This is a genomic window from Massilia timonae CCUG 45783 (assembly GCF_000315425.1).
Classification (GTDB): Bacteria; Pseudomonadota; Gammaproteobacteria; order Burkholderiales; family Burkholderiaceae_D; genus Telluria; species Telluria timonae.
The window spans coordinates 1-24,397 of sequence record NZ_JH992923.1 but is presented as its reverse complement, the minus strand read 5'-3'; the positions used below and the strand labels follow the sequence as shown (position 1 = coordinate 24,397).

Sequence of the window (24,397 nt, the reverse complement as noted above, 5' to 3'; positions counted from 1 at the left end):
TGCCCAGGAGAAGCCCGTGGCCGAGAGCCAAGCAACCATCGCCCCATTTTCCGCCCCGATGACCGGTGGCCAGACTTTCGAGCTGGCTGGCCGTCCCGCCAGGTACACCGTGCTGTACTTCTACCCCAAGGACAATACGCCGGGCTGCACCACCGAGAGCATCGCCTTTCGCGAAGCCTGGCCCGAGTTCCAGGCGCTGGGCGCCGAGATCGTTGGCCTGAGCCGCGATTCGCTGCGCTCGCACGAGAACTTCAAGGCCAAGCTGGGCCTGCCCTTCGAACTGATCTCCGATCCGGACGAAACCGTCTGCACGCAATTCAATGTCATGAAGATGAAGAATATGTATGGCAAACAAGTGCGTGGGGTCGAGCGCAGTACGTTTGTCATTGACGCTCAAGGCCGATTGGTGAAAGAATGGCGTGGCGTGAAAGTCAATGATCACGTCACCGAAGTGCTGGAATTTTTGAAGAGCCAGCCCTGAATTACGGATGGCTCCAGTTTGTTCAACCTGCTGGATCGCTACCCCTTATTTTGAGTCAACCCGTAATTCATCCACATTCTTCCAATCTGGTTTCCCGCCGGGCCGGAGCATTTCCGGGCTCGGCCGTACTGCAGACATTTTTCCTCGCAATCACCCCGGCGGCTCATCCGCCATTCCCGTTAGTAGCATCGACTCCGTGCGGCAGCGCGCCACGTGGCCCGCGCGCGCACGGCCATCCAGACTTTTTTTAGATTGAGAACCTGATGCCACTGCCAAAGATGCCTACCCAGCCAGCGACCATGCTGCTGGCAAAAGATTACCCGAAGGCCGAACCCGGCAAATCGCCGGTACGTCCCGTCTCGGCCCAGGCCAACGACGACGTCGAAGACCTGATCAGCGGCCAGGCCGTGCCGACGCCGAAATCGCGCGCACGCCGCAAGGCGCAAGACACCCTGGCCGCGGCGCAAGCGCCCGCGGCTGCCAAACCCGTCGCAGCCGTTCCATCCGTCGCCGAACAGGCCGGGCAACCGGCCCGCAAGACCACCAGGCAAGGCAAGCAGAACTGGCCTGAAGCCGCCCCTGCACAAGCCAGGCTGCGCGAGACCGACGCCGATCAACCGCATCCGGCCAAGCACAAGCCGGTCGAGGTCACCATCAAGTCGTCCACCAGCCGCAAGGCCGACCGCTCCGGCGCCACCAAGGTGTTCGTGCTCGACACCAATGTGCTGATGCACGATCCGACCTCGCTGTTCCGCTTCGAAGAGCACGACGTCTACCTGCCGATGATGACGCTCGAGGAGCTGGACAACCACAAGAAGGGCATGTCCGAAGTCGCGCGCAATGCGCGCCAGGTCTCGCGCACGCTCGACGCCCTGATCGCCAACGTCGACGACGACGCCATCGAGTCGGGCATTCCGCTGTCCAAGCTGGGCAACAAGGATGCCAAGGGCCGCCTGTTGTTCCAGACCCGCCTGAACAGCGCCGCCCTGCCCGAGGGTCTGCCGTCAGGCAAGGCCGACAACCAGATCCTGGGCGTCGTGCGCGCGCTCGAGCAGCAGATGGCGGGCCGCGCCATCGTGCTGGTGTCGAAAGACATCAATATGCGCATCAAGGCGCGCGCCATCGGCCTGCCGGCCGAGGATTACTTCAACGACCACGTGCTGGAAGACACCGACCTGCTGTACTCGGGCATCGTCCAGCTGCCGGACGACTTCTGGGACAAGCACGGCAAGGACGTCGAATCCTGGCAGGAAAACAAGAACGGCAGCTCGGCGACCTACTACCGCGTCACCGGCCCCCTGATCCCGACCCTGCTGGTGAACCAGTTCCTGTTCCTCGAGCCGAAGGATGGCCAGTCGCCGCTGTACGCGCAGGTCAAGTCGATCAACGGCAAGACCGCCGTGCTGCAGACCCTGCGCGACTATAGCCACAACAAGAACAACGTCTGGGGCATCACGGCGCGCAACCGCGAACAGAACTTCGCCCTCAACCTGCTCATGAATCCCGAGGTCGACTTCGTCACCCTGCTGGGCCAGGCCGGCACCGGTAAAACCCTGCTGGCCCTCGCTGCCGGCCTGGCGCAAGTGCTCGAGACCAAGCTCTACAACGAGATCATCGTCACCCGCGTGACGGTGCCGGTGGGCGAGGACATCGGCTTCCTGCCGGGCACCGAGGAAGAGAAGATGTCGCCATGGATGGGCGCCTTCGACGACAACCTCGAAGTGCTGATGAAGTCGGACGGCGATGCCGGCGACTGGGGCCGCGCCGCCACGCAAGACCTGATCCGCTCGCGCATCAAGATCAAGTCGCTCAACTTCATGCGCGGCCGCACCTTCGTGAACAAGTTCCTGATCATCGACGAGGCGCAAAACCTGACGCCGAAGCAGATGAAGACCCTGGTCACGCGCGCCGGTCCCGGCACCAAGATCCTGTGCCTGGGTAATATCGCGCAGATCGACACGCCTTACCTCACCGAAGGTTCGAGCGGCCTGACCTATGTGGTCGACCGCTTCAAGGGCTGGAGCCACGGCGGCCACGTGACCCTGGCGCGCGGCGAACGCTCGCGCCTGGCCGACCACGCCAGCGACGTGCTGTGAGCCAGACGGTCGCCTGACCATCGACGCCCGCCCTCACCGGCGGGCGTTTTTTTGGGGGGGGAAGCCATCGAGTGGAGATCATATGTCGACTATCGAACAAAACAAGGCCAACCTCGTTGCCTTCTACAAACTGATGTTCAACGACTGCCGGCCGCGTGAGGCGATCGAGCGCTATGCCGGCGACGTCTACATCCAGCACAATCCCCACGTGCCGGACGGAACAGACGGCTTCATCGCCTATTTCGAGCACATGGCGCGCGAATGGCCCGGCAAGCGCGTGGACGTCCGGCGCGTAATCGCCGAGGGCGACCTGGTCGTGCTGCACTGCCACCAGCACTGGCCGGGCGACCATGACTACGCCGCCATCGACATCTTCCGGCTGACGCCTGAAGGAAAAATCGTCGAGCATTGGGATGTGCTGCAGATCATCCCCTCCGAGGCAGCCAATACCAACGGCATGCTGCCTTGATACCGATATGCAGAAAGTCAGCGCAGTTGCTTGCGCGCCCTGATGACCAGGTTCTGCGCGCTGGCGAATACTTCCGGATACATGCCGGCGCACTGCGCGCGCTCGGCAGCGACGCGCTGCGCGTTCTGCTCCAGGGTCGTGGCCGTCAGGAGAAAACCGGCATCCGTGCCCCCCCCAAGCATTCGCCGCAGCATCAGTTCGCCAAGCGTCGATTTGAAGTGCCCGCCCTCCCAATACCATTGGGTGGTGCTGCGCCGGTCCCCCGCTGAAGGAATGCGCTCGCACTGGATCGGGCCATAGCCGCTGAAATCCCAGACTGTGATGCGCGTGCCGTCGTGGCGTGCACGCGCCATGTCGGTTTCGCGCACGAGCAGCCGTTTCCACTCTTCCAGCGCGCCCTGCAGGCCTGCTGCCTCAAACATCGCCATCAGTTGGGCATGGTAGGGATAGATGACCACATGCACTTCGGTACTTTCGCGCGCCATCCTGTCGAGCATCGCGCGCAGGCGCTCGGTGCTGTCCGAGTCGGCCGCGCCGGGCAAAAACAGATCGCGCGGCCGGGCCGCCAGATTCTTGGCATTTTCCTGTGCGCGCTGCTGGAAGATCGAGAAATATCCCTCCTTGCGTGCAAACCCATGGTATTCGCGCAGCGGGTTATGGCCGCGATGCGACATGACCTGGGCCTCGGGAACGTCCTGAATGCGCAGGGTCGCGAACGAGTCGGCCAGGGCGTTCAGCGAAAACACGGTATCGAAGCGCCATTGCCACGGCATGCTCTGGAAACCGTGTTCCGCCGCCGGCGCGGGTAGTGGCAAGGCCGATGCATCGACGAGAAAGTCGAGGAACTCGACGCCGACGATCGCCATGGCCGGCGCCGGCATCGAGTCGCGCGCATCGTCGAGCATTCGCTGCGAAGCCGCCAGCCGGGTACCCGCCAATCCCATGTTGTACGCGGAAAGTCCTCGCTCCCGGAGTATCGGACTGTCGGGATCGAACCCGATTTCAGTACGCGAATTACCGAAGAACAGCATATTCGGCTGGACCGCACGAGCGTGCGCCAGCTTGATCTCTTCCCGGTAACGTTCCGGCTGCGGCTTGATGCGATTGATGCCGTCGATCTCGGCTAGTCCGAATAGGCGATACGGGTCGACCAGCACGGTACACGCCAGCACGAGCGCTATCCCGGCGGCGACCACGCCGGCGCCGCATGCCATGAAGCGTACAAAGAGGTGCCCGCCATCGTCCGCAACATGATGGAGAGCCGCGCTGCCCGCAGACGCATCCACGACAAAATCCTGTGCTCTATTCATGGATGCACCTAGAACTGGAAGTAAAGGAATTCTGTTGGCCGGCTAAGCGACAGCAGGCTGCCGAGAAGGATCGCGCCGAGATACACACCCCAGCGCCGGGAGGGCTGCCATGTCATCCAGACAGCCAGGCGACCCTTGATGGCGTCAGTCGGACGGGACTCGTAATGGCGCATGATCTGCTGCGTGTTGGGGCACAGGAAGGCGATTGCTCCGGCGATCACGACCCAGCCCCAGGTGCCGAGGAAGCGCGCACCGCCGCCCAGGTAGAAGTCGACGCCGGCACGCTCGAGTAATGGCGTGAGCCCGCCAAGTCCGGCGCCGATCGAGGCCGGCAGGCCGACGCCGTACTGTCCTGACATCCCTTGCAGGATGAGCGCCGCCTTGTTGAAATCGGTGGCGCGGAAAAACACCCAGGCCACACACACGCAGATGAATGTGAGTGCAATACTCGCGACCCGCCAGACGCGCGATGTGCGTGGAAAACGGATCGCTTGCGCCAGCGCCTGCCATCCGTGATTGAGCACCAGGTAGATTCCGTGCAAAGCTCCCCACACGACGAAGTTCAGCCCGGCGCCATGCCACAAGCCGCCGAGAACCATGGTGAGGGCAAGGTTGATATAGCGACGCACCGGTCCCTTACGGTTTCCTCCGAGCGGGATATACAGATAATCGCGAAGAAAGCGCGAGAGGGTCATGTGCCAGCGGCGCCAGAAATCGATGATGTTGACGGCCTTGTAGGGCGAGTCGAAATTCAGGGGCAAGCGGATGCCGAACATGAGCGAAATGCCGATCGCCATGTCCGAGTATCCGGAAAAGTCGAAGTACAGCTGGAACGCGTAGGCCAGCACCCCGCCCCATGCCAGCAGCAGGGAAAATTGGTCGGACTGGTCGAACAGGAAGCTCGCGTGCGGCGCGAGGCTGTCGGCAATCAGCACTTTCTTGGCCAGCCCGATGATGAAAATACTCAGTCCGATCGCCAGGTTACGGTGCGAAAACCGGTAACTGCTCGGTCGGTCGAACTGCGGCATCATCTCTGCATGGTGCAAGACTGGGCCGGCGATCAGGTGCGGGAAATAAGTGATAAACAGCAGATAATGGATAAAACGCCCCTCACGTACTTTGCCCTGATAGGTATCAACGAGGTAGGCGATTTGCGTGAATGTGTAAAATGAGATTCCGATCGGGAGCACAATGTTTAATTGTGGAAACTCCGTCGAAGCAGCAAGGTTAACACCGGATATAAAGAAGTCGGCGTATTTGAAATAGGCGAGCAGCGCCAGATCCGCAGCGATAGCGAATGTCAGCCAGCATTTGCGGCTCGCCCCCACTGCGGCGCCGATTCGCTGTCCCGCCCAATAGTTGAATAGTATCGAGCCCAGCAACAAAGGAATGTAGGCGAGACTCCACCCTCCGTAGAACACCAGCGACGCCGCGGCCAGCCAGACGGCTGCCTTCACATGGCTGATGCGGGCGATTGCAAAATAGCCGAATAGCGTTATCGGCAAAAAAAGGAAAAAGAAGGTGAAGGAGTTGAAGAGCATGCTAGTAAGTCAAACCGATGGCTTTAAACTCCCCGCCGGTAGACAGGCGATGATTAATAATGCAAAAACTTCCGGATAGAGTAGCTTCGGGAGTCATACACCTAGGACAATCCGCCAAGAATAAATTCAAGCTTTTATTATTGCAACAATTTTAATTTAATTTATTTTTAGTTGTTGGATGGATGGTACAGCCAAATGTCAAACTTTCATAAGAAACATTCAATCAATTACTCAATATGTTAGAGGTCAATTTTTTTATTTTATAATTAACATTCCAAAGATTTCATGAAATTCGTCAATTGATACTGCCTTTTCGACAGTCCTGGCGCTTGGTACTCCCTGCTCGGATGACAATAATCGTGGTTTCCTTAGTAAAATCAGCTGAACCATCACACTGAAGGAGAGAGCCCATGCCCCACATGCTGCTCATTCACGAGCCAATCGGCCAGCGCGCCACCCGCAGCGATGTCGAAGGACGCGCAGTCTACGAGCGCATGATCCGCTGGGGCGAGGACCTGAAGGAACGCGGCCTGTTGCTGGCGGCCGAATCGCTCGCATCGACGGACAGCGCCGTCCGGGTGACCGTCCCGGCCGGCAAGGCGCGCCTCATCGATGGGCCGTTCGCCGAGGCCAAGGAAATGGTGGGCGGATTCTTCATGGTCGACGTCGATTCACGCGACGAGGCGGTCGCCCTGGCCGCCGAGTGTCCGGCTGCCGAGTGGGCCACGGTCGAGGTGCGCGCGCTGGCGCCCTGCTTTATGCGTTAGAAAAAAATTGCATGATTCGTCGTCGCCGATGTCGAAAACGGCGATGGCCGTTCGTCGTCATCGATGAAGGATCCGGATCCGGGTCTTTTTCGACAACAACAGGAGAACGACATGCGTTTCATGATCATCGTCAAGGCCAACGCCGACTGCGAAGCCGGCGTCATGCCCGACGAATGGATGTTTGCAGCGATGGGCGAGTACAACCGGCAACTGGCCGAAGCCGGGGTACTGCTCGACGGCGCCGGCCTCAAGCCCAGCAGCCAGGGCTGGCGTATCCACTACGATGGCGAGCAACGCCGCGTCATCGACGGTCCCTTCGCCGAGACCAAGGAGCTGGTCGCCGGCTACACGATGATCCAGGTCCGCTCGCGCGAAGAAGCGATGGAATGGAGCCGCCGCTTCCCCAATCCGCGCGGACCCGGCGCCGAGGCCCAGATCGAGGTCAGGCCGCTCTACGAACTGGAGGATTTTCCCCCTTCGGCAGCGATCGAACGCATGCGCAAGCTGTCCACCACCACATAAGGAGCAAGCACGATGGCCAACCAGCAAATCTACGTCAACCTCCCGGTCAAGGACCTCGAACGCAGCAGGTCCTTCTTTGCCGCCCTCGGCTTTGAGTTCAACCCCCAGTTCAGCGACGACAACGCCGCCTGCATGATCGTCAGCCACGACCACATCTATGTGATGCTGCTGGCCGAGCCCTTCTTCCAGACCTTCATCAACAAGAAGATTGCCGACGCCCGCACCAGCACCGAAGTGCTGCTGTGCCTGTCGCGCGACAGCCGCGCCGCCGTCGACGATATGGTGGCTAGGGCGGTGGCGGCCGGCGGCAGCATTCCGCGCGAGGCGCAGGACCATGGCTTCATGTACCAGCATGCCTTCGAGGATCCCGATGGCCATATCTGGGAACTCGCTTATATGGAAAGCATGCCGCCGAGCGAAGGGCAATGACGGCCAGGGTCGAGGACATCATCGCGGCGGCGTGGCGGATCGAATCCGGCCGCATCGTCGGCAGCGTCGCGCGCATCGTGCGCGACGTCGGGCTGGCCGAGGAGCTGGCCCAGGACGCCCTGGTGGCGGCGCTGGAGCGCTGGCCGCACGACGGCATCCCCGACCGTCCCGGCGCCTGGCTGCTCACGGCCGCGCGCAACGGCGCCTTCGACCTGCTGCGGCGCGACCGCAGCCTGCGCCAGAAACTGGAACAGATCGGCCTCGACCTCGAGGCCCAGGAGGCCCTGACAGTGCCGGATTTCGTGGACGACCTCGACGCCCGGCGCAACGACGTGGTCAAGGACGACCTGCTGCGCCTGATGTTCACCGCCTGCCACCCGGTGCTGTCGCTCGACGCGCGCCTGGCCCTGACGCTCAAGCTGCTCGGCGGCCTGGCCACCGCCGAGATCGCGCGCCTTCCTGGTGCCAGAGAGCACCATGGCCCAGCGCATCGTGCGCGCCAAGCGCACCCTGGGCGAGGCGAAGGTGCCGTTCGAACTGCCGCCGCCTGCCGAGCTGGGCCAGCGCCTGGGCGCCGTGCTGGAGGCGGTCTACCTGATCTTCAACGAAGGCTATACCGCCACGGCGGGGGACGACTGGATGCGCCCGGCCCTGGTCGACGAGGCGCTGCGCCTGGGCCGCATCCTGGCCGAGCTGGCGCCGAACGAACCCGAGGTGCATGGCCTGGTGGCGCTGATGGAACTGCAGGCGTCGCGCATGGCGGCGCGCCTGGACGCGGCCGGGCGGCCGGTGCTGCTGCTCGACCAGGACCGCGCGCGCTGGGACGGCGTGCTGGTGCGGCGCGGCCTGGCCGCCCTCGAGCGCGCCGCGCGCATTGGCGCCCCGCGTGCTTCCTATGTGCTGCAGGCCGAGATCGCCGCCTGCCACGCGCGCGCCCACCGTGCCGGGCTGACCGACTGGCGCCGCATCGCCGACCTGTACGGCGAACTGGCCGTGGTCCAGCCCTCCCCCGTCGTCGAGCTCAACCGCGCGGTGGCGGTGGGCATGGCCGACGGCCCCGCGGCCGGCCTGGCGCTGGCCGACCGGCTGCTTGCGGATGGCCGGCTGGACGGCTACCACTGGCTGCCGAGTGTGCGCGGCGACCTGCTGTTCAAGCTCGGCCGCCGGCCGGAAGCCCGCGCCGAATTCGCGCGCGCGGCCGCGCTCGCCGCCAATGCGGCCGAGCGCGAACTGCTGCTGGCGCGGGTGCGCGATGCGTCCGATGCCTGATCCTGAACAAATACTGCGCGTTAATTGATGTCTATGCCGGAAGGATACATACCGCTATGATCGAGGCTGGATAGAATAAAACTCAAGTGATCGTGACGGGAGAGCAGCAATGAAATTCCGGTTCTGGGGAGTGCGTGGATCGATCCCTTCGCCGGGTCCGCGCACCGCGCGCTACGGCGGCAACACCACCTGCATCGAGGTGCGCACCGACGCCGGCGCCCTCCTGATCCTGGACGGCGGCACCGGGCTGTTCCCGCTGGCCCAGCACCTGGTCCAGCAAGGGCCGGTGGCGGCCAATATCTTCATCACCCACAGCCACTGGGACCACATCCACGGCCTGCCCTTCTTCGCGCCGCTGTTCGTCAAGGGCAACCGGGTGCGCCTGCACGGCGCCCACGACGAAATCACGGGCCACGGCATCGAGCACGTGATGAACGCGCAGCTGCAGAACAGTTATTTCCCTGTCGGCGAAGCGCAGATGAGCGCCACCCTCGACTACCGCACGCTCGATGTCGGCGTGCCGATCGCGCTGCACGACGCCGTGGTGTCGAACGTGGCGATGAACCATCCGGTGCTCAACCTCGGCTACCGCATCGACTGCAACGGCAAGTCGCTGTTCTTCACCGGCGACCACGAGCCCTGGCCCAACCCGCACCCGGCCGGGAGCGCCGGGCACGCCGCCTGCGAAGAGCAGCTGCGCGAGCGCGAACGCCGCATGGACGCCGTCATGCGCGGCGTGGACGCCCTGATCGTCGACTGCTCCTACACGCGCGAGGAATACCCGTCCAAGCTCGGCTGGGGCCACGGCACCTTCGACGGCGCGTTCGACATGGCGCTGCGGGTGGGCGCGCGCACGCTCTATTGCACGCATCACGAACCGACGCGCGGGGACGACGAACTGGAAGCGGTGTTTGCCGGGGTGATGGCGCGCTACGAGGGGCGGCTGGATGGCTTGCAGGTCTTCCTCGCCTACGAGGGACTGGAAGTCGATCTCGGGTAGATCGCGCAAGGCGTAAAAAAAGCGGAGCCATTCAGCTCCGCTTTTTCGTTGCGCCCAGCGCTTGTCACATGATGTGGGTGCCGATCCACCACGCCACCGCGGCGATGAACGCCGATGCCGGAATGGTGAAGATCCAGGCCCATACGATGTTGCCGGCCACGCCCCAGCGCACGGCCGAGGCCTTCTGCGCGGCGCCCACGCCGACGATCGCGCCGGTGATGGTGTGGGTGGTCGACACCGGAATGCCGAAGGCGCTCGACATCAGGAGCGTCATCGCGCCGCCGGTCTCGGCGCAGAAGCCGCCCACCGGCTTGAGCTTGGTGATCTTCTGGCCCATGGTCTTGACGATGCGCCAGCCGCCGAACAGCGTGCCGAAGGCGATCGCGGCGTAGCACGAGATGATGACCCAGGCCGGCGGATGGGCGTCGTTGGCGCTGACATAACCGGCGGCGATCAGCAGCATCCAGATGATGCCCATGGTTTTTTGTGCATCGTTGCCGCCGTGGCCCAGCGAGTAGGCCGCGGCCGAGACCAGCTGCAGTTTACGGAACAGGCCGTCGACCTTGCGCGGCGTCGCCTTCACGAAGACCCAGGCCACGATCAGCATGATGACCGAACCGAGCACGAAGCCCAGCAGCGGCGCGACGACGATGAAGGCGACGGTCTTGAGCAGGCCGCCGGAGATCAGCGAGCCGGTGCCGGCCTTGGCCACCGCGGCGCCCACCAGGCCGCCGATCAGGGCGTGCGAGGACGAGGACGGGATGCCGTAGTACCAGGTGATCAGGTTCCAGGAAATCGCGCCGACCAGGGCGCCGAAGATGACATAGTGATCGACCACGCTCGGGTCGATGGTGCCCTTGCCGATGGTCTGCGCGACCTTCATGTTGACCACGAAGATCGCGATGAAGTTGAAGAAGGCGGCCATCGCGACGGCATGCTGCGGCTTCAGGACGCCGGTCGACACGACGGTGGCGATCGAGTTCGCCGAGTCGTGGAAGCCGTTCATGAAGTCGAAGATGAGTGCCAGCACCACCAGCATGCCCAGCACATAAATGCTGATGTTAACAGTATCCATGGTTGTTTCGCTCGAACGACGCTTACGCGTTTTCGACGATGATGCCTTCGATGATGTTGGCCACGTCTTCGCAGCGGTCGGTCACGGTTTCCAGGATCTCGTAGATCGCCTTCATCTTGATCAGGTTGCGCACGTCCGGTTCGTCGCGGAACAGCTTGGACATGGCGGCGCGCATCACGTGGTCGGCGTCCGACTCGAAGCGGTCGATCTCTTCGCAGATGGCGACGATCTTTGGCGCATTGTCCATATCGTGCAGCATCGAGACCGCTTCCTGCACCTTCAGGCAGCACGACAGGCACAGCTCGGCCAGGCGTTTCGCCTCCGGCGTCACCGCATGCAGGTCGTACAGCGACACGGTCTGGGCCGCGTCTTCCATCATGTCCAGGATGTCGTCCATGCGCGTGATCAGCTTGTGGATGTCGTCGCGGTCGAGCGGAGTGATGAAGGTCTTGTGCAGCAGGTCGACCGTGGCGTAGGTGATCTTGTCGGCCTGTTTTTCGATCGTTTCGACCGCATGGGTACGGGTTTCCAGATCGTCGAAATTGGTCATCAGGCCGACCATTTCATGGGCACCCTTCACGCACAAGGCCGCGTGCTGGTTGAACAGTTCAAAGAAATTGCCTTCTTTAGGCAAAAAGCGTCCAAACATTGTTTTTCTCCGTTTTTCTCTCGGTATTGCCGACGCTCCGGGAAAAGCGACGGCATGGTATGCGGCGTGACGCTGGCCGCGGTATGCGGCTTAGTCGCCCTGGTAGATAGACAGGTTGCCGCTGTAATTGCCAAATTTGGTGTATTGGCCAATCCAGGTCAGACGAATCGCCCCGATCGGGCCATTACGCTGCTTGCCGATGATGATCTCGGCGGTGCCTTTGTCAGGCGAATCCGGGTTATAGACTTCGTCGCGGTACAGGAAGATGATCACGTCCGCATCCTGTTCGATAGCGCCGGATTCGCGCAGGTCGGACATCACGGGACGTTTGTTGGGGCGTTGTTCCAGCGAGCGGTTCAGCTGCGACAGCGCGATCACGGGGCACTGCAGTTCCTTCGCCAGGCCCTTGAGCGAGCGCGAGATCTCGGAAATCTCGGAGGCGCGGTTGTCGCCCGGCTTCGAACCCTGCATCAGCTGCAGGTAGTCGACGATGATCAGGCCGAGCTTGCCGCACTGGCGCGCCAGGCGGCGTGCCCGCGCGCGCATCTCGATCGGGTTCAATGCGGGGGTTTCGTCGATGTACAGCTGGGCATCGTTCATCTTCTGGATGGCGTGCGTCAGGCGCGGCCAGTCCTCGTCGTGCAGGCGGCCGGTACGCAGGCGGTGCTGGTCGAGCTGGCCGACCGAGCCGAGCATACGCATGGCCAGCTGGGCGCCGCCCATCTCCATCGAGAACACGGCGACCGGCAGGCCGGCCTCGATCGCGACGTTCTCGCCGATGTTCACCGAGAACGCGGTCTTGCCCATCGATGGACGGCCGGCGACGATGACCAGGTCGCCCGGCTGCAGGCCGGAGGTCATGCGGTCGAGGTCGATGAAGCCGGTCGGCACGCCGGTGATCTCGCCCTGGTTTTCGCGCGAGTACAGTTCGTCGATGCGCTCGACCACCTGGGTCAGCAGCGGCTGCACCGCCAGCCAGCCCTGGGCGCCACGGGCGCCCTGCTCGGCGATGGCGAAGATCCGCGATTCCGCTTCGTCGAGCATCTGCTTGACTTCCTTGCCCTGCGGATTGAAGGCATTGCCGGAAATCTCGTCGGCGACGGTGATCAGCTGGCGCAGGATGCCGCGGTCGCGCACGATCTCGGCGTAGCGGCGGATATTGGCGGCCGACGGCGTGTTCTGCGCCATCGCGTTCAGGTATTGCAGGCCACCCACTTCCTCGGCCTTGCCGAGCTGGTTGCAGGCTTCATAGACCGTGATCACGTCGGCCGGCTTGCCGGCGTTGATCAGGCGAACCATCTGTTCGAAGATGATGCGGTGATCGTAACGGTAGAAGTCTTCCGCATGCATGAAGTCGGCGATGCGGTCCCAGGCGGCATTATCGCGCAGCAGGCCGCCGATGACGGACTGCTCTGCTTCGATGGAGTGCGGGGGAATGCGCAGGGCTTCGATCTGCGGGTCTGAGGGTGCTGCGTTCATGGGCGGCATTATACCTTCTCCTGTCACACGGCTGTCATAATTGGTGAGTTTCAAAAGCAAAAAAGCCGGGAGAACCCGGCTTTTTCGTGTGCTGCTTTTACTTCAGTTCAGCATTCGCTTAGGCAGCTTCGCCCACGACAGCGATGGTGATTTCCGACACGACGTCGGTGTGCAGGGCGACTGCAACCGGGAATTCGCCGGTGGTCTTCAGCGGGCCGTTCGGCAGGCGAACGGCAGCTTTTTCGACCGGGAAGCCCTGCTTGGTCAGCGCTTCAGCGATGTCCGCGTTGGTGACCGAACCGAACAGACGGCCGTCGACGCCGGCCTTCTGGCCGATGGTGACGGTCAGGCCGCTCAGCTTGTCGCCTTGGGCTTGGGCGGCTGCCAGTTTCTCGGCGGCTGCTTTTTCCAGTTCGGCGCGCTTGGCTTCGAACTCGGCCACTGCCGACGCGGTAGCGCGGCGTGCCATCTTTTGTGGGATCAGGAAGTTACGTGCGTAACCATCCTTGACTTTGACGACGTCGCCCAGGTTGCCGACGTTGATAACTTTTTCCAACAGAATAACTTGCATGTTTTATCTCCAGGATATCTGACTGTCGTGACCGACGATTAACCGTGGTGCAGGTCGGTGTACGGCAGCAGCGCCAGGTAGCGGGCGCGCTTGATGGCGGTGTCGACCTGACGCTGGTAGTGCGCCTTGGTGCCGGTCAGACGTGCTGGCATGATCTTGCCGTTTTCCTGGACGAAGTCCTTCAGGGTATCGACGTCTTTGTAGTCGACCTGCTCAACGCCGGCGGCGGTGAAGCGGCAGAATTTCTTGCGCTTGAACAGCGGGTTCTGCTGCTTGCGCTTCAGTTTTTCTTTGGCTTTGTTTTTGTCGAACTTTTTACCGAATGCCATTTGAGGCTCCTGTATATCTAAATTGCCGAACTAGGCGGCACTGAAATCAATGATGTGAAACACCAGGGCTTTGCTGTTGCGATTTTTTCGTGCGAGGAATCCATCGAAGCGGTAGCTGGCGCCGAGCTCGGCGTTTCCGAACCTGCCCGAAATCTCGCCCGCGGCGAACGCGGGAACTTCGAACTCGACCAGGCGATCGATCCCCGCCTCGCGCTGATGCGAACTGTGCATCAGGACGGCTGAAACGATCGGCACGCCGGCCGGGGTGTAGCGCAGGACATCACGCTCGGCGATGGTCGCCACGAGCTGGAGCTGGTTCACCCGGTTCTACTACTGCTTGCTACGAATTCCTGGAAAAAATCTTAGGCAGCGGCGGCCGGGGCAGCTGCAGGAGCGGCTGCTTCTGCACGGTGGCTCTTGGCTGCGTCTTCGCGCTGCACCGATTTCATCATCGGCGACGGTGCGGTTTCTGCTTTCTTCATCTTGACGGTCAGATGACGCAGAACGGCATCATTGAACTTGAATGCGGTTTCCAGCTCGACCAGGGTCTCGTTGTCGCACTCGATGTTCAGGCAGATGTAGTGAGCCTTTGGCAGCTTCTGGATCTGGTAAGCCATCTGGCGGCGGCCCCAGTCTTCCACGCGATGGATGTTACCGCCGCGGCTGGTCACCGTGGTCTTGTAACGCTCGATCATCGCCGGGACTTGCTCGCTCTGGTCCGGATGGACGATAAAAACGATTTCATAATGACGCATGCATTACTCCTTGAGGACGTTTTACATAAATGCCCACCTCGGCGTCAAGACGAGTGTGGGAAGGGAACAGCCAGCTAGTATAGCGTGAAATGGGCAAAAAGGGAACTTGGCTGTCACGCGCCCCATCGCGGCGCCGCGCTCACTCGACAATTAGGCCCATGGACGCCCTGTTTTTTGTCTTGTGCGCGCTTTTTTTGCGCTTTTTCGTGTATATCACTTGCGTATAGCAGAATACTGTACAAAAATACAGTCTACCTCTACAACCCGTTGCTGCAAGATTATTTATGCTCAAGCTCACTGCAAGGCAAGAACAGATCCTTAACCTGATCAAGGAAGCGATCGAGAACACGGGTTTCCCTCCGACCCGGGCCGAAATCGCGGCCGAACTGGGCTTCCGTTCGGCCAATGCGGCCGAAGAACACCTGCAAGCCCTGGCGCGCAAGGGCGCGATCGAGATTTCGCCGGGCACTTCGCGCGGCATCCGCCTGGTCGGCGCCAGCGTCGAGCAGATCCCGATGCCGCCACCTTCCCTGATGTCGCTGCCGCTGGTCGGTCGCGTCGCCGCCGGCAATCCGATCCTGGCGCAAGAACACGTCGAAGCGACCTATAACGTCGACACCGCGATGTTCGCGGCGCGGCCCGACTTCTTGCTCAAGGTAAAAGGCTGGTCGATGCGCGACGCCGGCATCATGGATGGCGACTTTTTGGCGGTCAAGAAAATCGACAGCGCCAAGAACGGCCAGATCGTCGTCGCCCGCCTGGGCGAGGAAGTCACCGTCAAGCGCTACCGCAAGACCGGCGACCTGGTCGAACTGCTGCCCGAGAACCCCGACTTCAAGGTCATCGAAGTCACGCCCGACGAAGAGTTTGCGCTCGAGGGACTGGCGGTTGGGTTGATGCGCAGCTGGAACTGATCGGCTTCACCTCTTGAGCACGCCGGCCTGCGGGCCGGCATTCACTATTATTGCTTGGCCTTGTTGACCACCGCATTATGCTGGTCCACGAAGGCCTCGGTCGCGCTGCGCCAGGCGGCGAAATCGGCCAATACCATCTTCGAATTGACTTTCGCTCCCTCGGCGATGTTCTGGCGCACCGCCTCCAGATAGGCGGTCGAGGCCTCGGTTTCCTGCTTGTTCATCAGCTTGGCGATGTCGGGCGGGATGCGCTTGGTCAGCGGCGACTGCGCGTTCAGGTTGGTCACCATCTTGTTGTAGCAATCCTGCCAGCTGGTCACGGCGTTGTTCACGCGCTCGATCTCTTCATTGATCTTCGACACCGCCGGGATGCGCGGCGACGGGCAGCGGTATTCGCCCGACTGCAGCTCGGCGCCATCGTAGCCCTTGATCCAGTAGTCGATCTCGGCGCGGCGAAGGACGCGCTGCTGCATGATCACGAGCGAGTCGGCGGCGACCTTGTTGCCCTTGGCGGCCGACTTTTCGAACCACTCCTTCGCCTTTGCCTCGTCGACCGCGCCGGCTTCGCCATACCAGTACATCTGGCCCAGCTGCTGCTGGGCCTGTGGATTGCCGGCATTGGCCAGCTTGGTGTACAGCTTGAGCGCGCCCGCATAGTCCTTCTTCTCGAACAGGGCGTTGGCATCCTCGAGTTCGCCGGCGAAGGCGGCGCCACCGCTTGCGAAGGACACCGCGAGGAACAGGCAGGACAGGATTCGTTTCATGGGCATACCGTAAGGCTGGGCTGGTAAAAGTCCATGATAGCCGTGTTTTACGGCTGGGCTCAACCGCAAAAATGACGAGGCCGGCATTTGCCGGCCCGATCAGGACAGTTTTACCTGGCTTTACGCATCCAGCGCCTGGCGGAAGTCGCCGACCAGGTCGGCGGTGTCCTCGATGCCCACCGACACCCGGATCAGGCCTTCCGCGATGCCCATGCTGGCGCGCCGCTCGGGGCCCATCTCGAAGAAGATCGTGTGCGCCACCGGAATCACCAGGGTGCGGTTGTCGCCCAGGTTCGAGGCCGGGATCGCCAACTTGAGGCGGTTCAGGTAGTCGAACGGGTCGATCTCGTCCTTCAGCTCGAAGCTCAAGAGCGAGCCGCCGGAGCGAAACAGGGTCTCGACGATCGCGTGCTGCGGGTGCGAGGCCAGGCCCGGATAATGCACGGCGGCGACCCGGTCATCGGCTTCGAGCATCGTCGCCAGCGCCAGCGCATTGGCGCAGGTGCGCTCCATGCGCAGGGCCAGCGTCTCGGCGCCGACCGCGATGTGGTGCGCCGCTTCCGGCCCCAGCGCGGCGCCAAAGTCGCGCAGCGCCTTGGCCCGCAGCTGCGCCATGCCTTGCGCACTTGCTGTCTGCTTTCTGAAGTTCTGGGCGATGTTCGGATACGCGGCCCAGTCGAACAGGCCCGTGTCGGTCAGCGCGCCGCCCAGCGCGATGCCGTGGCCGCCGATCGACTTGGTCAGCGAATTGACCACCAGCCCGGCATGCACGTCCCTCGGACGGAACAGCCAGGGCGTGGTCATCGTGTTGTCGACCACGTACAGGATGCCGCGCGCGCGGCACAGTTCGCCGATGCGGGCCAGGTCCGCCACCTGCGTGCGCGGATTGGCGATGGTCTCGACGAACACCATACGGGTGTTCGGTTGCAGCGCCGCTTCCACCCGGGCCACGTCGGTGGCGTCGACGAAAGCGACGTCGACGCCCTGCCCCGCCACCGTCTGCCACAGGCTGTTGGTGTTCCCGAACAGGAAGCTCGACGAGACGATGTGGTCGCCGGCTTTCAGGAGCGCCTGGAACAGCGCGCCGATCGCCGCCATGCCGGTGCCGAAGCACAGGGTGGCGACGCCGTCTTCCATCCTGCTGATCTTGTCTTCCAGGGCCGACACCGTCGGGTTGCCCTGGCGGCCGTAGCGAAAGCCCGGCTCCTTGCCCTGGAATACCGACGCCAGCTGGCGCGCATCGGCATAGCCGAAGGCGACCGAGGTGTGCACCGGCTTGTGCAGCGAACCCTGCTCGATCGTCTTGCGGCGATCGTTGTGCAGGATGGTGGTCGTGAAACCGTAGTGCTTGTTATCCGACATGGTTTACTCGGCCGCCACCGGCGGATTCAGGTTGAGCTGGGTGCGCACCTTGTCCTCGGCGTCCTTCGACTTCGGATTGTGACGCGCCGATTCCTGGCGGTCCAGGTATTCGGGGGTCACGTCGCCGGTGACGTAGACGCCGTCGAAACACGAGGCCTCGAAGTTCTTCAGCGCCGGATTGACGTCCGAGATCGCGCGCTTGAGCGCGTCGACGTCCTGGTACACCACGCGGTCGGCCGTGATCTCGCGGCACACTTCCTCGACCGTGCGGCCATGGGCGATCAGCTCGTCGCGGGTCGGCATGTCGATGCCGTACACGTTCGGGTACAGCACCGGCGGCGCGGCCGAGGCGAAGAACACCTTGCGGGCGCCGGCTTCGCGCGCCATCTGCACGATCTCGCGGCTGGTGGTGCCGCGCACGATCGAATCGTCGACCAGCAGCACGTTCTTGTCCTTGAACTCGGAGCTAATCGCGTTCAGTTTCTGGCGCACCGATTTCTTGCGCATGCCCTGGCCCGGCATGATGAAGGTGCGGCCGATGTAGCGGTTCTTGATGAAGCCTTCGCGGTATTCGACGCCGAGCTTCAATGCCAGCTGGATCGCGGCCGGGCGCGAGGAATCGGGGATCGGCATCACCACGTCGATCTCGTCGACCGGGATCTCCTTGCTGACCTTGTCGGCCAGGTACTCGCCCATGCGCAGGCGGGTGGCGTACACCGAGGCGCCGTCGATCACGGAATCCGGACGGGCCAGGTAGACGAACTCGAAGGCGCACGGGTTGAGCGACGGGTTCTCGGCGCACTGGCGCTCGTGCAGCTGGTTGTTTTCGTCGATGAAGACCGCTTCGCCCGGCGCGATGTCGCGCACGAAACGGAAGCCCAGGCCCTCCAGGGCGACCGATTCGCTGGCCACCAGGTACTCGTTGCCCTGCTCGGTCTCGTTGACGCCCAGGCACAGCGGGCGGATGCCGAACGGATCGCGGAAGGCCAGCATGCCGTGGCCCGATATCTGCGCCACCACGGCGTAGGCGCCGCGCACGCGGCGGTGCACGGCGGCGACCGCCTTGAACACCGCATCGGCGTCGAGCGTATAGCCGTCGGCCGCTTCCTGCATCTCGTGGGCCAGCACGTTGAGCAGCACTTCGGAGTCGGAATCGGTGTTGATGTGGCGGCGGTCGTTGCGGAACAGCTCGTCCTTCAGCTGGGCCTGGTTGGTCAGGTTGCCGTTGTGGGCCAGCGTGATGCCGAACGGCGCATTGACGTAGAACGGCTGCGCTTCTTCCTCGCTCGACGAACCGGCGGTCGGGTAGCGGCAGTGGCCGATGCCGCTGTTGCCCGACAACGAACGCATATTGCGGGTGCGGAACACGTCCCGGACCAGGCCGTTGGCCTTGAACATCGAGAACATGCTGCTGTGATTGGTCGCAATGCCCGCCGCATCCTGGCCGCGGTGCTGCAGCAGCAGCAATGCGTCATACAGCAACTGGTTGACGGGAGAGTGAGAGACGACGCCGACGATGCCACACATGGTGTGCTCCTAAAAGCTTGAGTGCTTGATTACAGAAAAAAGTTCTACGACTGAGGAATGCTGGTCAAAAATTCACGTGCTGCGCCATGGCAGCGGGCAGGAAGGGCTTGACGGTACGGGCGCCGGTCTCGGCGATCGGCGACAACAGGGCCTCTTGCCAGAATGCCTGCTTCGGAATGTCCGTCATCCCACACAATATGACGCCGGCCAGCACGATTACAACGCCGCGCGCCAATCCAAACAATCCCCCGAGGCCGCGGTCCGCCAGCGAGAGCCCGGTGGCTTCCACCAGGGCGCCGATCGCCAGCGACAGCAGGCCCATCAGGATACGCACGCCCAGGAACAGCGCGATGAAGGCCACGATCAGGCGCGCCGTGTCGCCGGGAATCACTTCCGGCAGCAGCGGCGCGAGCCCGGCGCCATAGGCATTGGCCACCACGAAGGCGACGATCCAGCCCAGCAGCGACAGGATTTCCTTGACCAGGCCGCGCAGGGTGCTGATGACGACGGAAGCGATCAGCACGAACAGCACCAGGTAATCGAAAATCGTCACGCTTCAGAGCAAGATCAGAGCGGCACCATGGTGCCGGACAGGCCGATGCCGCCCAGCTTGGCGCGCACTTTCTCGGCTTCTTCCTTGCTGAACGGACCGATCCGCACACGGATCAGTTCGCCCGACTTCTGGGTGAACGACGCGATACCGGCGCCGCGCAGGCGCTCCTGCAATTCCGTGACCTTTTCCTGGCTGGCCAGGGCGGCGACCTGCACCACGAAGCGCGGCGCCGGGCCTTGCGCCTTCTGCGGCTCGGCCGGCTTGCCTTCGAGGATGGCCATGGCGCGCGCGGCGTCGTCCTTCGGCGCGGGCTTGGCGACCTGCTCGGCCTTCGGATGGGTCTCGGCCGGTTTCTTCGCTGGCTCGGGTTTCTTCTCGGGTTTCGGTTCCGGCTTCGGCTCGGGCTTCACCGGCTCGGGCTTCGGTTCGGCCTTCGGCTTCACCGGTTCGGGCTTCGGCTCGGGTTTTGGCTCCGGTTTCGGCGGCTCGGCCTGTTCCAGCATGCGCATCGGCGGCGGATCGTTGGCCGCCGGGGCCGTCACGCGGGCGTCGGTTGCGGGGACACCGGCCGCAGGGCCGGTGGCCGCAGGCGCCGGCTCGATGATCTCTTCGTCGCTGTCGACGCTGGCCATCGGCGCCACCTGCTCGGACGGCACCGGCAGCGGCGCTGCCTTGTCCTTGTCCGGGATGTGGATGGCGATGTCGGTGGCCAACGGCTTGGGCTCGGAATCGAGCAGCATCGGCAGCGCGACGACGGCCGCCAGGACCAGCGCGATGGCGCCGACGAGGCGGCGGCGGGCGCGCTTCTTTTCGGGCAGGATCGGGTCGCCGCGGCTGGTGCGGCGACCCGCCTCGCCCGCGGAACTTGCACGCTTGGAGCGGGCGCGCTCGGTATAAGCGGCGTCGTCGTCCTTGACGAAGTGCCCGCTGTCCCGGACAGTTTCTTGCTTGTTTTTATTGCCGAACGAGAACAAGCCCATGTGGTTCAGGTAATAGGGTGAAGAAGGTCAGTGAAGACTCGATTTACGCGCCGCCATGACGCCTGCAACCGTGTAGAAAGAGCCAAAGACCACAATTCTATCATTCTCCCCTGCCCGGCTCAGCGCATTCGCATAGGCCTCGGCTGGCGTTGCGAAACTGCTCACAGAAAAATCGTCATCCTTGGCGCCGGCCGGCTTCAGTTCGCGCAGCTTGTCGGCCAGCGCTTCCGGCTCGGCCGAGCGCGGCGAATCGAGCCCGGTCACGCACCAGTGATCGATCAAGCCGGCCATCGGCGCGATCACCGCCTCGATGTCCTTGTCGTCCATGATGCCGAACACGGCGTACGTGAAGCGGTGGAAGCCCATATTGCCCAGGTTCTGGGCCAGGGTGGCGGCGGCGTGGGGATTGTGGGCGACGTCCAGCACCTGGGTCGGACGGCCCGGCAGCACCTGGAACCGGCCCGGCAGTTCGACCAGGGCCAGGCCGGCGCGGGTTTCCTGGGCGCCGCACGGCAGCTGCATGCGCAGCGCCTCGAGCGCGGCCAGCGCGGCCGAGGCGTTGAGCAGCTGGTTGGCGCCGCGCAGGGCCGGATAGGCCAGCGAGTTGCGGCGCTGGCCGCGGCCGCCATAGCTCCACTGCTGCTGGTCGCCCTGGTAGTTGAAGTCGCGGCCGAGCAGCCACAGGTCGGCGCCGATTTTCTCGGCATGGTCGATCAGCGATTGCGGCGGCACCGGGTCGCTGCAGATCGCCGGCTTGCCAGGACGGAAGATACCGGCCTTCTCGAAGCCGATCTGCTCGCGCGTATCGCCCAGGTAGGCCGTGTGGTCGATATCGATGCTGGTGACGATGGAAACGTCGGCGTCGATGACGTTGACCGCGTCCAGGCGTCCGCCCAGGCCGACTTCGAGGATGGCGACGTCGACGCCGCTCTTCGAGATCAGGTGGGCGATGGCCAGGGTGGTGAATTCGAAATACGTCAGGTCGGTGCCGGCGCGGGCGGCTTCGACCGCGTTGAAGGCGCCCACGAGCGCCTCATCGGATGCCATCTCGCCGTTGATGCGGGCGCGCTCGTTGAAGTCGAGGAAGTGCGGCTTGATGTAGAGGCCGACACGGTAGCCGGACTGCAGCAGCACCGATTCGAGCATCGCGCAGGTGGAACCCTTGCCATTGGTGCCGGCGACCATGATCACCGGGCAATCGAAGGCCAGCTGCAAGCGCTCCTTGACGGCGCGCACGCGGTCCAGGCCCATGTCGATATGGGTTTCGGCATGGCGCGACTCGAGCAGGGCCAGCCAATCGGGCAAGGTGGTGGGAAGTGGGGACATGGTGAATACGATCGATGTGCTCGGCGGCCCTGCGCGGGCGCACAAGCTGAAAGGGCGACCGAAGTCGCCCTTGTGTCTATCAGGCCAGGACTTCGGTCGCCTGGTTTTGCAGCAGGGCCAGCAGGCGCGCGATTTCTTCGCGCATCTTGCGGCGGTCGACGATCATGTCGACGGCGCCCTTGGTGACCAGGAACTCGGCGCGTTGGAAACCTTCTGGCAATTTCTCGCGCACGGTGTTCTCGATCACGCGCGGACCAGCGAAGCCGATCAGGGCCTTCGGTTCGGCGATGACGACGTCGCCCATGAAGGCGAACGAGGCCGAGACGCCGCCCATGGTCGGGTCGGTCAGCACGCTAATGAACGGCAGCTTCTTTTCGGACAGCTTGGTCAGCATGGCGGTGGTCTTGGCCATCTGCATCAGCGACAGCAAGCCTTCCTGCATGCGGGCGCCGCCGGTGGCGGTAATGCAGATGAACGGCACTCTCTGCTCGAGCGCCACTTGCGCGCCGCGCACGAAACGCTCGCCAACGACGGAACCCATCGAACCGCCCATGAATTCGAATTCGAAGCAGGCGACGACGACCGGCAGGCTCATGATCGAACCGCCCTGCACGATCAGCGCATCGGTTTCGCCGGTGGCGTCCATGGCCGCCTTCAGGCGATCCGGATACTTCTTGCTGTCCTTGAACTTCAGCGTATCGACCGGCAGGGTCTCCTGGCCGATATCGTAGCGGCCGCCTTCATCGAGCAGGGCGTCGAGGCGGTCGCGGGCGCGGATGCGCATATGGTGGTCGCACTTCGGGCACACGTGCAGATTGGACTCGATGTCCGCACGGTACAGCACCGACTCGCACGACGGGCACTTGACCCAGAGGCCTTCCGGCATGGTCTTGCGGTTAGCGGCATCGGAGCGCTGGATCCGAGGGGGCAGCAGCTTTTCCAACCAACTCATGTTCTCTCCTTTGCGGCAAATCTTTCAGGTGGCGGTAGTGTAGCCGCTCAAGCCCGGCTTGTCGAATCGTAGCAAGCTGCCAATTGCCTGTTTGACATCCCCACCTTCCCGCCCGCAAAGCAGGGTCAGATACCGTCTTGGATTGCAAGGTTTTTGTGAAGGTAATTGGCGTCAAATGGCTTGCCGGTTCGAACGACGCCGTAGATCAGATGCGCTAGCTTATGGGTAACAGCGCTGATCACTGCTCGCTTGGCCATGCCGTTCGCTAATAGGCGTTCGGCGAATTGATGCAGGATTGGATTGTGTCGGCGTGCGACCATACTGGGCATGAAAAGCGCTGCCCGTAGCGATGTGCTGCCGGTTTTGCAGAGCATTGTGCGGCCTTTGAGCGACGTGCCCGAGGTTCGCTGTTTGGGTGTGACGCCCAGGAAGGCAGCGAAGGCTTTCGCGTTTTTGAAGCGACGAATGTCGCCAAGATGGCCAAGTATGCGGGCAACCGTCGTCATCCCCAGCCCAGGGATACTGGCGATGAGTGCGGCATCGTTCTTCAATCCTGGATGGCGATCAATGTGATCGTCGATATCATCCTGCAGCTTTCGAATCTCGGCATCAAGCCATTTGATGTGCTCAGCGACGTTGTCGGCAACGTCTTGTAAGCCTGCCACGATGTGCGCTTCTATGCGGTTCTGTTCCTGCTGCCGAATGTCCTTCAGGGACTGCACGCGCAAGGTCCATGCACGCAGCTGGCGCTGCTCAAGCGGCGGCGCAACCCAAGGCTCCGGATTCATCGCCGCGCAATAACGCGCGATCAAGGCAGCGTCGATTTCGTCATTCTTGTTGCGGATGTTCTCGCCCGATCCAAAGCCCTTGATACAGGCTGGATTAACCACGCTGACCTTGAATCCCTCAGCGTGGAGCGTCGTGGCGATCGCCTCGTAGTACACACCTGTCGCCTCCATACAGATGTGCAGCGTCGCCAGCGATGCTTTGGAGTCACGTAACCACTCCACCAGCGCACGATGCCCTGCGGATGTGTTATCGAATACCTTCGCCTTCAACTTCCCATTGATCAGCAAGGCCAAGTCTAGCTTCTTCTTGCTGACATCGATTCCCAGCACGTCATTACGTGTCGTGTTCATTTTTGGCCTCTCTCGTATGCGGGCTCCACGCCGTGTGCGATGGCCCAAGATACCGTTCGGACTAACAAAATGAAACGGGCAGAGGCACCTATCTGACCCACGTGCTCAACGGCACTCGAGTCGTTCGGCATCACTCCG

25 protein-coding genes and 1 pseudogene are annotated in these 24,397 nt (G+C 62.7%); 9 read left to right on the top strand and 17 right to left on the bottom strand.

Translation table 11 applies throughout. The features are described from left to right. The first annotated feature begins 16 nt into the window (after window positions 1-16). The 3 genes from HMPREF9710_RS10170 (at window position 17) to HMPREF9710_RS10160 (ending at window position 3,046) form a co-directional block, all read left to right on the top strand. On the top strand, window positions 17-481 hold the full coding sequence (locus HMPREF9710_RS10170; protein ID WP_005666093.1) for a peroxiredoxin: 465 nt from the start codon (window positions 17-19) through the stop codon (window positions 479-481). A gap of 263 nt (window positions 482-744) precedes the next feature. Then, entirely contained in the window at window positions 745-2,577 is a 1,833-nt protein-coding gene (locus HMPREF9710_RS10165; protein ID WP_005666092.1) for a PhoH family protein, read from the top strand. Window positions 2,578-2,659: 82 nt separating this feature from the next. Then, window positions 2,660-3,046: a nuclear transport factor 2 family protein gene (locus HMPREF9710_RS10160; protein ID WP_005666090.1), complete on the top strand. Its 387-nt coding sequence runs from the start codon at window positions 2,660-2,662 to the stop codon at window positions 3,044-3,046. Window positions 3,047-3,063: 17 nt separating this feature from the next. On the opposite strand, the gene HMPREF9710_RS10155 is transcribed toward HMPREF9710_RS10160, so the two are convergent. Both HMPREF9710_RS10155 and HMPREF9710_RS10150 read right to left on the bottom strand, forming a co-directional pair. Further along, window positions 3,064-4,356 (bottom strand): hypothetical protein, encoded by a 1,293-nt coding sequence (locus HMPREF9710_RS10155; RefSeq protein WP_005666088.1) that lies wholly within the window; start codon window positions 4,354-4,356, stop codon window positions 3,064-3,066. A gap of 8 nt (window positions 4,357-4,364) precedes the next feature. After that, window positions 4,365-5,897, bottom strand: coding sequence for an MBOAT family O-acyltransferase (locus HMPREF9710_RS10150; RefSeq protein ID WP_005666087.1), 1,533 nt, complete (start codon window positions 5,895-5,897; stop codon window positions 4,365-4,367). Between the two features lie 410 nt (window positions 5,898-6,307). On the opposite strand from HMPREF9710_RS10150, the gene HMPREF9710_RS10145 reads away from it, so the two are divergent. The 5 genes and pseudogenes from HMPREF9710_RS10145 (at window position 6,308) to HMPREF9710_RS10125 (ending at window position 9,884) form a co-directional block, all read left to right on the top strand. Continuing rightward, window positions 6,308-6,664 (top strand): YciI family protein, encoded by a 357-nt coding sequence (locus HMPREF9710_RS10145; protein WP_005666085.1) that lies wholly within the window; start codon window positions 6,308-6,310, stop codon window positions 6,662-6,664. 111 nt (window positions 6,665-6,775) lie between these two features. Beyond that, on the top strand, window positions 6,776-7,186 hold the full coding sequence (locus tag HMPREF9710_RS10140) for a YciI family protein (RefSeq protein ID WP_005666084.1): 411 nt from the start codon (window positions 6,776-6,778) through the stop codon (window positions 7,184-7,186). A gap of 12 nt (window positions 7,187-7,198) precedes the next feature. Next, a complete protein-coding gene (locus HMPREF9710_RS10135) occupies window positions 7,199-7,615 on the top strand; it encodes a VOC family protein (protein WP_005666082.1) in 417 nt (138 codons plus the stop codon). Next, window positions 7,612-8,884, top strand: a pseudogene (locus HMPREF9710_RS10130) (RNA polymerase sigma factor). The gene HMPREF9710_RS10135 and the pseudogene HMPREF9710_RS10130 overlap by 4 nt, the downstream one beginning before the upstream one ends. Before the next feature lie 109 nt (window positions 8,885-8,993). Next, window positions 8,994-9,884, top strand: coding sequence for an MBL fold metallo-hydrolase (locus tag HMPREF9710_RS10125; RefSeq protein ID WP_005666079.1), 891 nt, complete (start codon window positions 8,994-8,996; stop codon window positions 9,882-9,884). 64 nt (window positions 9,885-9,948) lie between these two features. Here the strand turns inward: HMPREF9710_RS10125 and HMPREF9710_RS10120 are convergent, their stop codons facing one another. The 7 genes from HMPREF9710_RS10120 to rpsF all read right to left on the bottom strand — a co-directional run bounded on the left by HMPREF9710_RS10120 (window position 9,949) and on the right by rpsF (window position 14,742). Next, window positions 9,949-10,959, bottom strand: a complete 1,011-nt coding sequence (locus HMPREF9710_RS10120) for an inorganic phosphate transporter (RefSeq protein ID WP_005666078.1) — start codon at window positions 10,957-10,959, stop codon at window positions 9,949-9,951. 22 nt (window positions 10,960-10,981) lie between these two features. Next, a complete protein-coding gene (locus HMPREF9710_RS10115; RefSeq protein WP_005666076.1) occupies window positions 10,982-11,608 on the bottom strand; it encodes a DUF47 domain-containing protein in 627 nt (208 codons plus the stop codon). A gap of 90 nt (window positions 11,609-11,698) precedes the next feature. Continuing rightward, window positions 11,699-13,096 carry a replicative DNA helicase gene (locus HMPREF9710_RS10110; RefSeq protein WP_005666075.1) on the bottom strand — a complete coding sequence of 466 codons (1,398 nt, stop codon included), beginning with the start codon at window positions 13,094-13,096 and terminating at the stop codon, window positions 11,699-11,701. 109 nt (window positions 13,097-13,205) lie between these two features. Continuing rightward, entirely contained in the window at window positions 13,206-13,658 is a 453-nt protein-coding gene (rplI, locus tag HMPREF9710_RS10105; RefSeq protein WP_005666073.1) for a 50S ribosomal protein L9, read from the bottom strand. A 38-nt stretch (window positions 13,659-13,696) separates the two neighbouring features. Continuing rightward, window positions 13,697-13,987: a 30S ribosomal protein S18 gene (gene rpsR / locus HMPREF9710_RS10100; protein ID WP_005666071.1), complete on the bottom strand. Its 291-nt coding sequence runs from the start codon at window positions 13,985-13,987 to the stop codon at window positions 13,697-13,699. Between the two features lie 30 nt (window positions 13,988-14,017). Next, on the bottom strand, window positions 14,018-14,308 hold the full coding sequence (gene priB, locus HMPREF9710_RS10095; protein WP_005666070.1) for a primosomal replication protein N: 291 nt from the start codon (window positions 14,306-14,308) through the stop codon (window positions 14,018-14,020). A 41-nt stretch (window positions 14,309-14,349) separates the two neighbouring features. Continuing rightward, a complete protein-coding gene (gene rpsF / locus HMPREF9710_RS10090) occupies window positions 14,350-14,742 on the bottom strand; it encodes a 30S ribosomal protein S6 (protein ID WP_005666068.1) in 393 nt (130 codons plus the stop codon). 284 nt (window positions 14,743-15,026) lie between these two features. Here rpsF and lexA point away from each other — a divergent pair, with 284 nt between their 5' ends. Next, window positions 15,027-15,656: a transcriptional repressor LexA gene (gene lexA, locus HMPREF9710_RS10085; RefSeq protein ID WP_005666067.1), complete on the top strand. Its 630-nt coding sequence runs from the start codon at window positions 15,027-15,029 to the stop codon at window positions 15,654-15,656. Between the two features lie 47 nt (window positions 15,657-15,703). On the opposite strand, the gene HMPREF9710_RS10080 is transcribed toward lexA, so the two are convergent. The 8 genes from HMPREF9710_RS10080 to HMPREF9710_RS10045 all read right to left on the bottom strand — a co-directional run bounded on the left by HMPREF9710_RS10080 (window position 15,704) and on the right by HMPREF9710_RS10045 (window position 24,259). Beyond that, window positions 15,704-16,420, bottom strand: a complete 717-nt coding sequence (locus tag HMPREF9710_RS10080; protein WP_005666066.1) for a tetratricopeptide repeat protein — start codon at window positions 16,418-16,420, stop codon at window positions 15,704-15,706. 120 nt (window positions 16,421-16,540) lie between these two features. Beyond that, a complete protein-coding gene (locus tag HMPREF9710_RS10075) occupies window positions 16,541-17,782 on the bottom strand; it encodes a cystathionine gamma-synthase family protein (protein ID WP_005666064.1) in 1,242 nt (413 codons plus the stop codon). Window positions 17,783-17,785: 3 nt separating this feature from the next. Beyond that, the gene (gene purF, locus HMPREF9710_RS10070; protein ID WP_005666063.1) at window positions 17,786-19,309 is read right to left on the bottom strand and encodes an amidophosphoribosyltransferase; all 1,524 of its coding nucleotides are present in this window, start codon (window positions 19,307-19,309) and stop codon (window positions 17,786-17,788) included. Between the two features lie 64 nt (window positions 19,310-19,373). Next, on the bottom strand, window positions 19,374-19,862 hold the full coding sequence (locus HMPREF9710_RS10065) for a CvpA family protein (protein ID WP_005666062.1): 489 nt from the start codon (window positions 19,860-19,862) through the stop codon (window positions 19,374-19,376). A gap of 14 nt (window positions 19,863-19,876) precedes the next feature. Continuing rightward, window positions 19,877-20,842 carry an SPOR domain-containing protein gene (locus HMPREF9710_RS10060; protein ID WP_005666061.1) on the bottom strand — a complete coding sequence of 322 codons (966 nt, stop codon included), beginning with the start codon at window positions 20,840-20,842 and terminating at the stop codon, window positions 19,877-19,879. A 27-nt stretch (window positions 20,843-20,869) separates the two neighbouring features. Beyond that, window positions 20,870-22,168 (bottom strand): bifunctional tetrahydrofolate synthase/dihydrofolate synthase, encoded by a 1,299-nt coding sequence (folC, locus tag HMPREF9710_RS10055; protein WP_005666059.1) that lies wholly within the window; start codon window positions 22,166-22,168, stop codon window positions 20,870-20,872. Between the two features lie 79 nt (window positions 22,169-22,247). Next, window positions 22,248-23,120, bottom strand: a complete 873-nt coding sequence (gene accD, locus HMPREF9710_RS10050) for an acetyl-CoA carboxylase, carboxyltransferase subunit beta (RefSeq protein ID WP_005666057.1) — start codon at window positions 23,118-23,120, stop codon at window positions 22,248-22,250. A 125-nt stretch (window positions 23,121-23,245) separates the two neighbouring features. Then, entirely contained in the window at window positions 23,246-24,259 is a 1,014-nt protein-coding gene (locus HMPREF9710_RS10045; protein WP_005664362.1) for an IS110 family RNA-guided transposase, read from the bottom strand. Window positions 24,260-24,397: the final 138 nt, after the last annotated feature.